The organism is Glaciimonas sp. GG7 (assembly GCF_052976905.1).
Genome location: NZ_JBRIIQ010000115.1, coordinates 1 through 12,373, shown reverse-complemented (window position 1 = coordinate 12,373; position 12,373 = coordinate 1). Strand labels below are relative to the sequence as shown.

Below are 12,373 nucleotides of genomic sequence, written 5' to 3'. Positions count from 1 at the left end.
GGCAGTCGGTGATAGCTTCTCTAAGCGCCCGGTTCATCGAGCACGAATCGATGCAGCATGACCATCCGCATGACCGATTTAATGGCCCGTGTGTTTGCCAGCGCACCGGATGGCGCGCTTTCGCAAACATTGCTGGGGATGTCGTTAGGGTTGGTTGATACGATCAGGCCTGCGAAAAATATGCTGGCTGAGCAGATGATGTTTGGGCGTCGTTAATTTTATTTTGCGAGAAATGTATGCCAGATTTCCCCACCATCGATACGCCCCGTCTGCGCTTACGTGAGATAACACCAGAAGATGCTGAAGTGCTTCTATCCATTCATGGCGATCAAGAAGCCATGAAATGGTTCGGATGCGATCCGCTCACCGACCTGGATCAAGCAAAAAAACTAGTTGAAACCTTCGCCGAATGGCGTACAACGCCAAATCCCGGCACGCGTTGGGGTATCCAATTGAACGATACTTCCGAATTGATTGGCTCCTGCGGCCTGTTCAAGTGGAACCGAAGCTGGCGCAGTTGTACCTTAGGCTACGAACTATCTCGCTCAGCAACCGGCCACGGCTACATGCGCGAAGCACTCAATGCCGTACTGCCATGGGGCTTTAAGCACATGTCGCTCAATCGGATTGAAGCGCAGATTCATCCATTGAACCGGGCATCTATTCGGTCAGTCGAGGCGCTTGGATTTAAGCAGGAGGGAGTAATGCGGCACGCCGGATACTGGCTCGGTGCGTACCATGATCTGGTCCTCTTTTCACTATTGCGCAGTGAGTATCAAATTACTTAAAATGACTCCCCCTGCTGCTACATGTTGACATGAACAGCGCCAAAATTCAGGCCGCTCAGCGAAGACTTAACAAGAGCGCGCTTATAACAAACCACCACAAAACCCATGCTCATCCGCGCATTTCAATTCGGCGACGAACCCGCATTACGCACCGTCTATCACAGCGCAATTCATCAAATTGCCTGCCGTGACTACACCCCCGAACAAATTGCAGCCTGGTCACCGGAAAACTTCGATCCGGAAGCATGGGCACGTCGGATCAGAGGAATCAATCCGTTTGTCGTAGAAATCGGCGCAGAAATAGTGGGCTACGCGGATGTACAGACGAGCGGATATATTGATCATTTCTTTGTTTCAGGCGCGCATCCACGCCGCGGTATCGGCAGTCTGCTCATGGCACGCATTCATGAGGAAGCGGCAAGAATGCAGATTCCGGCACTCACCTCCGATGTCAGCCTCACCGCCCAACCATTCTTCGCGCACTTTGGCTTTCATATCGTCGAGCAAAGGGCTCCGATAGTCAGAGGTGTCACACTCCACAACGCGCTTATGTGTAAAGAGTTAGCACTCTCTTAGCTTATAAAGTTATGTCTACTTTATTGACTTACCAAGTAACTCATGCAAAATATCTCAGTTCGGCATAAGGAAAAATCAATGCACAACTTTGTATAATACCAACCCGATGCACGCGAATACGACGTCTTTTTACACACAAAACTAACGCTGGCACAGCTCTCCATGCTATCCGATAGTGGAACGTCCAATGAAGAAATTGAAGCGAAGTTCGCTACTCGCCACGAAGAATGAATACAAGAAGTGAAAAATCTTTAGACGCAAACCTGATTTAACTTCTCAAATATAAAAAACCGCACTGGCTATACACCAGTGCGGTTTTTTATCGGGCAGAGAAAACAGTGCTATTCAACTGTTACTCAACTGTTACTCAGCCGCCTTCACCATAGCATCAATAACCTTCTTGCATCCCATCAAACAGGCGACTAACTAAGAGCCATTCTTTAAAGTGATCGTATGCTGAAGGCGTATTCTCAAAACCGATATATTCGGATTCAAGCAGAAAATACGCGCTCATAAAAGTGTCGAATATCATCAAGTTCCCCAGGTAAGCTATCAAAATCTTATTATTTTTTAAGGAATAGTATGAAAATTGGTTCTATATCTTCATTAAATCGCACCCACACACAGAACTCAAACAGCAATCATCAGGAGCCAAGCCGGGCGTTAACTCACACAATTATTAAAGTAACCAACGTACCTCGCATAGGCCTGAGTTGGGAGGCCGAACATATCATTACAAGGGATGAAAAACTACGTAATACACCTATGACGCATCCACGTCTATATACAAAAAACGATCATTGCCACAAGACCCGGGGCGCCACTCTAAATCCTTCGAAATGCTCTCCTATAAAAAAGAAAATGCGTCTTGCCCGCCATCCTCTTGTTGATCGCTCAAATAGATCAGAAGGTCCACAAATATCCAAACGATCAGCATCCAAGTACGATACGCAGGTAATTGGTTTGCTTGCACCGCAAGCGATGAAGGAACGCATTTCCAGATACATAGAAAACACGATTCTTCCCAACTTCATCCATGATTTTTTTTGCAAAAAAAACGATCCGAAATTTCAAGCATTCCAACATCATCCGGAACAGTTCCCGGCGACGCGCTTTAGCAATAGCGGAGGCATGCTCCTCATGCCAAATCCTAATTACCTTGAGGGCAGAACAGATTCTATTGCAGAGCCGTTAAGTATTATTGAGAAGACCAGGAGCAGCGCTGGATTTGCTTTAGTTGGCTACTGGATACCGCCTGGTGTATTCGAAAAAAGCGAGGCATTCACAATGCTTTTCGGTCTGACCTCCGATACTGAAACCAACATTGGTACTACGCGAGAAACAGTCGCCGAGTACAACAAGCGAATGAACATGCAATTCATCGTCAATTCGATTGATGTAAAAAAACACCATCTTCCGATGTTAAAAGAGTTCAAGGAGATGAGCCTGAAGCATCTACAAGAAGTTTACGGGTTCCGTCCAAGACAAGACAAAGTCAATATGTACCTACACGGCCCGATCTATGGCAATCAGACAGCGGGCTTACATGTCCACATTCGTGTCAACCAGCGTCTTCCGGCTGGCGAATCCGACATAAGCCGCCTGAGCTTTGACAAACTTCTGAAAATTCTCGAAGACGATACTATTGCCGAAAATGACGTTCAGAACAGCATCCTTAGTGCATTCCCCAAAACGGCATCTGGACAGTACATTTCATACACGGCTTTAAATAAAGAAGACTTTCATAATATTCCTGTGACATTTGTGCCGAACCCTTGGAAACGTCCTTAATCCAAAATCAGACAACAGCAATAGTGATACATCCGACGTAGAGTTTGAGGCGAAGTTTGCGGCTCAACGTACAGCGCTGCTACCGACAAATAAGACATAAAAAAACCGCACTAACATTCACTAGTGCGGTTTTTTATCATCCACAGCAATCAGTTACTCAATCGCCTTCACCATAGACTCAATGACCTTCTTAGCATCCCCAAACACCATCATCGTCTTATCCATATAAAACAACTCGTTATCCAACCCGGCATAGCCAGAGGCCATCGAGCGCTTATTAACGATCACGGTTTTAGCTTTGTAAGCTTCCAAAATAGGCATCCCCGCAATCGACGATTTCGGGTCTTTCGCCGCCGGGTTCACCACATCATTGGCCCCAAGCACCAATACCACATCGGCCTGCGCAAATTCGCTGTTGATGTCTTCCATCTCGTAGACCTGATCGTAAGGCACTTCGGCCTCGGCCAGCAGCACGTTCATGTGGCCGGGCATGCGCCCTGCCACCGGATGGATCGCAAACTTCACGGTCACGCCTTTGTGGGTCAGCTTTTCGGCCAGCTCCATTAAGGCATGCTGCGCACGTGCTACCGCTAAGCCGTAGCCTGGGACGATGATGACGGTCTCGGCATTGCCTAACAGAAACGCCGCATCGTCAGCAGAACCCGCTTTGACCGGACGTTGCGCTTGCGCACCGCCTGCCGTCGCCGCCACTGCATCGCCGCCAAAGCCGCCCAGAATCACGTTGAAGAACGAGCGATTCATCGCCTTACACATGATGTAAGACAGAATCGCGCCGCTTGAACCGACTAGCGATCCGGCGATGATCAGCATCGAATTGTTCAGAGAAAACCCAATCCCCGCCGCCGCCCAGCCTGAATAGCTGTTGAGCATCGACACCACCACCGGCATGTCCGCGCCGCCGATCGGAATGATGATCAGCACGCCCAGTACAAACGCGATGATGGTCATCAAAATGAAGGGCAACCACGCTTGAGTGAGGACAAAAATAATCCCCAGACCGAGCATCGCAATCGCCAGCAACAAGTTAATAAAATGCTGCCCACGGAAGCTAACCGGTGCGCCTTGGAACAGACGAAATTTATATTTCCCCGACAGCTTGCCAAACGCAATCACCGACCCCGAAAACGTAATCGCGCCGACAAAGGTCCCGATAAACAACTCAATCCGATTGCCCACCGGCAACGCATCGCCGTGTGCCGCAATACCGAAAGCCCACGGCTCCGACACAGCAGCGACTGCAATACAGACCGCCGCCAGACCGATCAACGAATGCATCGCCGCGACCAGTTCCGGCATTTTGGTCATCTCAACGCTCTTGGCCAGATACGCGCCTATCCCGCCGCCGACCACCACGCCGCCTGCGACCAGCCAGAAGCCGAAACCGGCCCCTTGCGATTCGACTTTGAGTTTGATGATCAGCGCAATGGTGGTGACTATGGCCAGCGCCATGCCGCCCATACCGAAGGCATTCCCGCGCCGTGCAGTCGACGGATGCGACAAACCTTTGAGCGCCTGAATAAAGCAGACCGAGGCGATCAGATACAGCATCGTCACCAGATTCATGCTCACGAATTCCATAGTCATTATTTGGCCTCCGCGATGTCGGTTTTTGAGAGCGCTTTGGCGATGGTGACGGCCTTAGGCTCTTTTTTCTTGAACATTTCCAGCATGCGCTGCGTGACCAGAAAACCACCGACCACGTTCACGGCAGCCAGCGCCACGGCCAGCGTTCCTGCGATCTGACCGACCAAGCCTTCGGTCAGTCCGGCGGCCAACATCGCGCCGATAATAATGATCGCCGAAATCGCGTTGGTGACCGCCATCAACGGCGTATGCAACGCCGGTGTAACCGTCCAGACAACGTGGTAACCGACATAAATTGCCAGTACAAAAATGATCAGATTGGTGATGGTGTGTGAAACTTCCATGCGTTCTCCTCCTTAATGATGACAAAACCGCAGTGGCAAAAACAAGCTGCACTGCGGCCTCCCCAAGTCTGTTTTACTTGAATCCTACTTTTATTTCATACCCGTCATACGATTCTTATCATCCACAAACACCACCTTCGGCACATACGCAGCCGCCTCGGCGTCCGACATCGGCGCGTAAGTGCAAATGATCAGCAAATCACCCAGATGGGCGCAACGCGCGGCTGCACCATTGAGCGCAATAGCACCGCTGCCGCGTTCAGCCCGGATCGCGTAGGTTGAAAAACGCTTGCCGTTATTAACGTTGTAGAGCTCAATTTTTTCACCTTCGAGGATATCCGCCGCTTCCAGCAAATTCTCATCGATTCCGCACGAACCTTCGTAGTGAAGATCGGCCTGGGTGACGGTTGCGCGATGGATTTTCGCGCGTAACATGATGCGTTGCATTACTTGTTTCTCCTGATCACAAATACAAAATTAACTCAATTATTTACGCAAGACTTCACCGCCGCGACATAACAAGGTCGCAGCAACGATATCGTCCTCAAGATTAATCACCAATCCACCTTCAGGATTGACAATCAGCTTCAGAAAATCGAGCACGTTACGCGAATACAACGCCGAAGCATCAGCAGCCACCAAGGCCGCCAGATTGCCCTCGCCAATAATATGCACGCCATACTTGATCACGGTCTTGCCAGACTCGGACAACGGGCAATTGCCGCCCTGATCAACCGCCATATCCAGAATCACCGAACCCGGCTTCATCGCCTTGACCGTCTCTTCACTAATTAGAATAGGCGCTTTGCGGCCCGGAATCAGCGCAGTCGTGATGATGATGTCGGCCTGCTTGGCGCGCTCATGCACCAGCTCCGCCTGACGGCGCATCCAGTCTGCTGGCATTTGCCGCGCATAACCACCCACGCCTTGGGCGATTTCGCGCTCTTCGTCGGTAATAAAGGGCACGTCCAAAAATTTCGCCCCGAGCGACTCAATCTGCTCTTTTACCGCGGGCCGCACGTCCGACGCCTCAATCACCGCCCCCAGACGCTTAGCCGTCGCAATCGCCTGCAAACCGGCTACACCTGCGCCCATGATGAGCATCCGCGCTGCCTTGACCGTACCGGCAGCGGTCATCAACATCGGCATAAACCGCTGATAAGTATTGGCCGCCATCAACACCGCCTTGTAACCGGCGATATTCGCTTGCGATGACAAGACATCCATCGATTGCGCACGCGAGGTGCGCGGTGCGGCTTCGAGGGCAAACGCGGTCAGACCGTGACTTGCCATGACGGCAATATTGTCGGCGTCGAAAGGATTGAGCATGCCGACGATGACTGTGCCACTTGTGAGCAGCGCGTATTCTTCGGTCGTCGGTGCACGCACTTTGAGAACCGTCTCGGCCGCAAATGCTTCAGCTGCGCTACCGATTTGCGCACCGGCTGCTGCATACGCCTCGTCGGTAATACTCGATAAGATGCCAGCGCCTGCCTGCACCACAACCTGATGTTTTGCCGCCACCAGTTTTTTAACCGTCTCTGGCGTCGCCGCAACCCGGGTTTCAGCCGGTCGCGTCTCGGCGGGGATGCCGATTTTCATGTAACTCTCCCTAATTATTTTGAAATTTTTGTAGTTGGATCACTGACTTAGTCGATCTAAGCCGCCAAACTACCGCATCAAGCATAAACATTAAAAAAATAATGCATAAAATACATGCAACGACCGTTTCAAAACCTGCTTTTTGAGCCTGCTGAAAACGATCCACATCATTAGGTAATGAACTCTGCCAGCGATATTACACGGAAACTTTGCATCAAAAACAATATGGCAATGACCATCAACCGGTTCTATTCACCAAGCGCCGCATTGTGTTGCAACGGATACACGATATGTCAGGCGGCCATCGAAAATTTGACAGCCACGTTAAAATGTCGGATTACCCGAGGAATGTATGAACGAAGTCTGGAAACCCGCCGTCACAACTGCGGCCATCATCGAGCGTGACGGCCGCTTTTTACTGATCGAAGAACACACCAGCGAAGGCCTGCGCCTCAACCAGCCCGCCGGCCATCTCGATCCCAACGAATCGCTCATTGATGCCGTCGTGCGTGAAACCCTGGAAGAAACCGCCCACGATTTCACCCCAACCGCCTTAGTCGGCACCTATTTATCGCGTTATGTCTCAAGCCGCACGGGCAAAAGTGCGACTTATTTGCGCTTCACCTTTTGCGGCACGCTAGGCGCACTCCATGACTTACCGCTCGATCATGGCATCGTGCGCGTCCTATGGATGTCGCGGCAAGAATTAGCTGCCTGCCCGGAGCGCCATCGCAGTCCTCAGGTCCTGCAATGCATCGACGATTATTTACGCGGTGACCGAATCTCTCTTTCAACCTTACACACAGACCCTGGCGCGATCGGGGGCAATTGATTATGTCTAGCGCAACAAACACAAAAAAACGCGTCGTCATCGGCATGTCCGGCGGCGTTGATTCATCGGTCGCGGCCTGGATGCTGAAACAGCAAGGCTATGAAGTCATCGGCCTGTTCATGAAAAACTGGGAAGACGACGACGATTCCGAATACTGCTCCACCCGCGAAGACTGGATCGACGCCGTCAGTGTCGCCGACGTCATCGGCGTCGATATCGAAGCGGTGAACTTCGCCGCCGAATACAAAGACCGCGTTTTTGCCGAATTTCTGCGCGAATATCAAGCCGGTCGCACGCCCAACCCCGACGTACTGTGCAACGCCGAAATCAAATTCAAAGCCTTTCTCGATCACGCCATGAAACTCGGCGCAGACATGATCGCAACAGGCCACTACGCCCGCGTGCGACAAGCCCCGGCGGGTAATTTTGAGTTATTAAAAGCGCTCGACGCGAGCAAAGATCAAAGCTATTTTCTGCACCGCTTAAATCAGGCGCAACTGTCTAAGACGTTGTTTCCACTAGGCGAAATCCAAAAAACCGAGGTCCGCAAAATCGCCGAACAAATCAATTTGCCCAACGCCAAAAAGAAAGACTCCACCGGCATTTGTTTTATCGGCGAAAGACCCTTCCGCGAGTTTCTCAACCGCTATCTGTCCTATCAACCCGGCCCCATGAAAACCGACGCCGGTGACACCGTCGGCCAACACGTGGGCTTAAGTTTTTACACGCTGGGACAACGCAAAGGCATCGGCATCGGCGGCATGCAATCGCACAAAAATGCGGTCGGCGACAGCGACCCTTGGTACGTCGCCAGAAAAGACATCCCCAATAACACCCTGCACGTAGTGCAAGGCCACGATCATCCGTGGTTGCTGTCCTCGACCTTGCAAGCCGGACAAGTCAGCTGGGTCGCAGGCACAGCGCCTGAGCAGGCGCAATTGTCGGCCAAAACGCGCTATCGTCAGGCTGACATGGCGTGCAATTTCAGCGCGGCACAAAGCGACGACGTTACCGACAATTTCAAATTAGATTTCGACGTAGCGCAATGGGCCGTCACCCCCGGCCAATCGGCGGTGCTGTATGACGGGGATGTTTGTTTGGGTGGCGGGATCATTATGTCGAATGGCAATGCGGGGTAGTAAGTAAGGCTACCCGCATGCCTCGATGCAAGTTTTAATGCATCTCAGTAGACATAAAACCAAATTTAGACTAAATTTAGTCCTTTATCACTCAATCAACTGAACACAAGGAAAACACCATGAAATTCTCTGAGCAAATTAAACCGATTTCTTATCTCAAATCCCATGCTGCCGAAATCATCAGAGATTTTGATGACAACAGAAACCCTCTCATCATCACCCAAAATGGCGAAGCGAAGATGGTCGTCATAGACATCCGCAGTTACGAGCAACAACAAGAAACAATGGCACTCTTGAAAATTCTTGCACTTGGTCAGAAGCAGATTGAGCAAGGTAAATTTCAAGATGCCGAGTCTTTTTTTGCTGAAATGGAGAAGGAAGATCAACAATGACTCGCCAAGTAAAAGTTCTTGATTATGCCAAGATCGATTATCGGGAAATCAGGAAATGGGTAAAGATGAAGTTTGGCGAAAATGGATGGATGGAAATTAAAGCCGATTTCAAAAAAATGTTGACGCAGATAGGTGAAATGCCTTTTGCAGGAGCAATAACAGATGAAGTCACAAAACTTGGCTTAACTGATTATCGCCAACGCCTTGTTGGAAAAACCAGAATCATTTACCAAGTCAAAGACCACGAAGTGTATGTTCATATGTTTGTGGATACCAACCGAGATTTTTCCACACTACTCAATGCGCGCCTGACGCATGGCGTTCAATAAAAATTACGGTATCACGATTACCCCGCACGGAACGGCACATCATCAGCAATAAACATAAAATGCATCTATCATTATGCGTTTATTGCATTTAAATCCACGCCCCTCCCGGAGTAATCTTGAAAAAATCCCCTCACTTTCCCCGTCTTGCCCTATCGGTCCTCACCATGCTAGCTGGTGTAACAGCGTTTGCGCTAAGCACCCAAGCCATCGCCGCCGACCAAGCCGCGCCAGAAAAAAACGTCAATGAAAAGATCGTTGATACGATGACCGCATTGGTCAAAGGCCCTTACAAAGGCTATCGCGCCAATCATGCCAAAGGCATCGTCGTCACCGGCACTTTCACGCCTTCTGCGGCTGCGCCCAGCCTGAGTAAGGCTGCGCATTTTCTGCAAGCCGTACCGGTCATCGTGCGCTTTTCGGATCCAAGCGGATTGCCGACCATGCCCGACGCATCACCGAGCGCCAGCCCGCACGGCATCGCGATCCGCTTCCAACTGCCGGACAATGCGATCACCGATATTGTCAGCATTTCCTTCAACGGCTTTCCGGTTGCCAACCCTGAAGATTTCTTAACCTTCCTCAATGCGGTTGCAGCCACCAAGCCGGATTCGCCTAAACCGAATCCAGTCGAACAGTTTCTCGCCACGCATCCTGCGGCTAAAGCCTTCGTTACCACGCCAAAACCGCCTCCGGTCAGTTTCGGCACGCTCGCCTTTTACGGCGTCAATGCCTTCCAATTTACTAACGCAAAAGGCGAAAGCCGTTACGCACGCTATCGCATCGAACCGTTGGCTGGTGCGCAATCGCTCACCGACGCGCAAGTTGCCAGCGCCAGTCCTGACTACTTAATGGATGAATTGCCAGTCCGTCTGGCAAAAGGCCCGGTCACATTCCGCATCAGCGCGCAACTTGCCATTCCGGGCGACGTCATCAATGACGGCACTGTCGTTTGGTCAGACAACAACCCACAAATCGACTTAGGTGTGCTGAGCCTCGACACCATGTCGCCAGACAGCCTGACAGCGCAAAAAGCGCTCGCCTTTAACCCGCTCATTCTGGTTGACGGCATCGCCCCATCGGCGGACCCGATCTTGTTGGCGCGTCCGATTGCCTATAGTTTCAGCGTCAGACGGCGTTTGACGGGGCAATAATCTGCACCCTGCTTAGGCCTCTGATACCTTAGGCCTTGTGATATCCATGCAGCCCGGCGTTTTCAAAACGCCGGGCTGCATGCGTTTACCGCTCACATATTGCACAAAAACAAAACAACTATCACATCGATAACATCAATAATCATAAACTATATACCACAATAATCACCGCTATTATTTCCAATAATGAAATAGTAAATTACAAATATCATTGTTTATTGCCAATAAAAGTCTCTATACACTTAGCTTCATCGATGGACGCAACACACAAGCAACCCCACAGTGATCTGTGAAGCAAGTGCCCGTTCACCGAGGCAGGACCCGACGGGCTGCACTTATGCCTGTTCCGCCGAGCCCGGTGTTATCCCTTAAACTTTTGGAGAATAAAAAATGAACACCAAACAATTGATCGCTGGTTTAGTTGTCTTAGTTGCTGCCGGTAGCGCTGCCGCTGGTGCGCTCTATCCACCGGAAACACCTTTTGTCTCGACCAAAAGCCGCGCTGATGTCCGCGCCGAATTAGTCCAGGCACGTGCACAAGGCCTGGTCAATGTTGGCAATGAATATCCGGTTCTGGTGTCCGAAAAAAGTAACCTGACCCGTACACAAGTTGAAAAACATGTAGGAGACAGGTTGCAGGTTGGCCTTTATACCGGCAACTAAGTGGTAAATAAGCGGTAAATAAGCAGTGAATAAGCAATAAGCATCAGCAACCAATATCCTATAGGTATTGCAGATGTCAGCGAAACGCCACCCACAGTGGCGTTTCGCCGTTATAAGAAGCCTTTCCCCTCACCAATCTTACGCATAAATATCAGATAAATTTATGCATCAGATCGTAGCTTCAGCATCCACCATCCATTGGGTTTTACATGCAGTTTCTTGCCTCGACGTTGCCACACAACATTTTCTCGCCCCTTCCAACAGCGCGCATCAAGTCATCATTTGCGCTACTGACACTGCTCATGCTGCTCAACGGCTGCGCCAGTTTTTCCGGCATCGATCCACAGGCCCGACTCAGTGACGGTCACTTGCTCAACAACAGCGCCGCGATGAACGCCACCGAGATCAACGCACAATGGCCGACCGTCACCTGGTGGCAAGCCTGGCACGATCCGCAACTCGACAGTCTGGTCCAGCAAGCAATCGCCGATAGTCCCTCTATCAAGATAGCCCAGGCCCGGATTCGGCAAGCGGGCGCCATGGCCGGCGTCGCCCAAGCCGCCACCCTGCCCAAAGTCAGTGCCGAATCCTCGCTCACGCGGGAGCTATTTACCAGCGACGGCCTCTATCCCGCACCCTTGGGAGGCAACTGGGACTGGAGTAACGACGCTCGCATCAAAGCCAGTTACAACCTCGATCTGTGGGACAAGGATCGCAATGTCCTGGCAGCCGCGCTCGATCATGTCCACGTCAGCGCCGCCGAAGCGCGTGCTGCGCAATTGAATCTGGAAGGCATGGTGGTACGCAGCTATCTCCAACTAGCCACGCAATTTGTACTCAAAGATATCGCCGAGGCGTCTCTGACACAACAGCAAGCCATCGTCAAGATTGCGCGACGCCGCCTGTATGCTGGCATCGGCACCGGGCTAGAAGTCAATCAGGCAGAAACCACACTGCCGACCACCCGCGCGGCCATTGAAAAGATCAACGAAGCCATTGCCCTGAGTCGCAACCAGATTGCCACCCTGAGCGGACAAGGCCCGTCTGCCGGGGACGCGATTACCCGCCCGTTGCTGAGCAACAATCTCGCCACCAACAACGCAGAGCTCCCGATCAGCCTGCCCGACAACGTCCCCGCCAACCTGATCGGACGTCGTCCGG

Annotated in this window: 15 protein-coding genes; 11 read left to right on the top strand and 4 right to left on the bottom strand. The window is 51.2% G+C overall.

The window, feature by feature from the left end:
• Positions 1 to 57: 57 nt before the first annotated feature.
• The 4 genes from ACVBEF_RS18535 to ACVBEF_RS18520 all read left to right on the top strand — a co-directional run bounded on the left by ACVBEF_RS18535 (position 58) and on the right by ACVBEF_RS18520 (position 3,155).
• Positions 58 to 216 (top strand): hypothetical protein, encoded by a 159-nt coding sequence (locus ACVBEF_RS18535; RefSeq protein WP_447125401.1) that lies wholly within the window; start codon positions 58 to 60, stop codon positions 214 to 216.
• A gap of 20 nt (positions 217 to 236) precedes the next feature.
• Complete coding sequence (locus ACVBEF_RS18530; protein WP_447125400.1) at positions 237 to 788, top strand: GNAT family N-acetyltransferase; 552 nt, start codon at positions 237 to 239, stop codon at positions 786 to 788.
• A 105-nt stretch (positions 789 to 893) separates the two neighbouring features.
• The gene (locus tag ACVBEF_RS18525) at positions 894 to 1,364 is read left to right on the top strand and encodes a GNAT family N-acetyltransferase (protein ID WP_447125399.1); all 471 of its coding nucleotides are present in this window, start codon (positions 894 to 896) and stop codon (positions 1,362 to 1,364) included.
• Between the two features lie 582 nt (positions 1,365 to 1,946).
• The gene (locus ACVBEF_RS18520) at positions 1,947 to 3,155 is read left to right on the top strand and encodes a hypothetical protein (protein ID WP_447125398.1); all 1,209 of its coding nucleotides are present in this window, start codon (positions 1,947 to 1,949) and stop codon (positions 3,153 to 3,155) included.
• Between the two features lie 153 nt (positions 3,156 to 3,308).
• Here the strand turns inward: ACVBEF_RS18520 and ACVBEF_RS18515 are convergent, their stop codons facing one another.
• The 4 genes from ACVBEF_RS18515 to ACVBEF_RS18500 form a co-directional block, all read right to left on the bottom strand.
• A complete protein-coding gene (locus ACVBEF_RS18515; RefSeq protein ID WP_447125402.1) occupies positions 3,309 to 4,745 on the bottom strand; it encodes an NAD(P)(+) transhydrogenase (Re/Si-specific) subunit beta in 1,437 nt (478 codons plus the stop codon).
• 14 nt (positions 4,746 to 4,759) lie between these two features.
• Positions 4,760 to 5,104: an NAD(P) transhydrogenase subunit alpha gene (locus ACVBEF_RS18510; RefSeq protein WP_447125397.1), complete on the bottom strand. Its 345-nt coding sequence runs from the start codon at positions 5,102 to 5,104 to the stop codon at positions 4,760 to 4,762.
• A gap of 90 nt (positions 5,105 to 5,194) precedes the next feature.
• Complete coding sequence (gene panD, locus ACVBEF_RS18505) at positions 5,195 to 5,551, bottom strand: aspartate 1-decarboxylase (protein ID WP_447125396.1); 357 nt, start codon at positions 5,549 to 5,551, stop codon at positions 5,195 to 5,197.
• A 39-nt stretch (positions 5,552 to 5,590) separates the two neighbouring features.
• Complete coding sequence (locus ACVBEF_RS18500) at positions 5,591 to 6,706, bottom strand: Re/Si-specific NAD(P)(+) transhydrogenase subunit alpha (RefSeq protein WP_447125395.1); 1,116 nt, start codon at positions 6,704 to 6,706, stop codon at positions 5,591 to 5,593.
• A gap of 352 nt (positions 6,707 to 7,058) precedes the next feature.
• Here ACVBEF_RS18500 and ACVBEF_RS18495 point away from each other — a divergent pair, with 352 nt between their 5' ends.
• From ACVBEF_RS18495 to ACVBEF_RS18465, 7 genes are all read left to right on the top strand, one after another.
• The gene (locus ACVBEF_RS18495) at positions 7,059 to 7,538 is read left to right on the top strand and encodes an NUDIX hydrolase (RefSeq protein WP_447125394.1); all 480 of its coding nucleotides are present in this window, start codon (positions 7,059 to 7,061) and stop codon (positions 7,536 to 7,538) included.
• A gap of 2 nt (positions 7,539 to 7,540) precedes the next feature.
• Positions 7,541 to 8,677 (top strand): tRNA 2-thiouridine(34) synthase MnmA, encoded by a 1,137-nt coding sequence (gene mnmA / locus ACVBEF_RS18490; RefSeq protein ID WP_447125393.1) that lies wholly within the window; start codon positions 7,541 to 7,543, stop codon positions 8,675 to 8,677.
• Between the two features lie 119 nt (positions 8,678 to 8,796).
• Complete coding sequence (locus ACVBEF_RS18485; RefSeq protein ID WP_447125392.1) at positions 8,797 to 9,069, top strand: type II toxin-antitoxin system Phd/YefM family antitoxin; 273 nt, start codon at positions 8,797 to 8,799, stop codon at positions 9,067 to 9,069.
• Complete coding sequence (locus ACVBEF_RS18480; protein ID WP_447125391.1) at positions 9,066 to 9,398, top strand: type II toxin-antitoxin system RelE/ParE family toxin; 333 nt, start codon at positions 9,066 to 9,068, stop codon at positions 9,396 to 9,398. Before ACVBEF_RS18485 ends, ACVBEF_RS18480 begins: the two co-directional genes overlap by 4 nt.
• A gap of 116 nt (positions 9,399 to 9,514) precedes the next feature.
• Positions 9,515 to 10,549 carry a catalase family peroxidase gene (locus ACVBEF_RS18475; RefSeq protein ID WP_447125390.1) on the top strand — a complete coding sequence of 345 codons (1,035 nt, stop codon included), beginning with the start codon at positions 9,515 to 9,517 and terminating at the stop codon, positions 10,547 to 10,549.
• Positions 10,550 to 10,939: 390 nt separating this feature from the next.
• Complete coding sequence (locus tag ACVBEF_RS18470; protein WP_447125389.1) at positions 10,940 to 11,212, top strand: DUF4148 domain-containing protein; 273 nt, start codon at positions 10,940 to 10,942, stop codon at positions 11,210 to 11,212.
• Positions 11,213 to 11,421: 209 nt separating this feature from the next.
• Positions 11,422 to 12,373: TolC family protein (locus ACVBEF_RS18465; RefSeq protein ID WP_447125388.1), on the top strand; the 952-nt coding region annotated here is incomplete at its 3' end.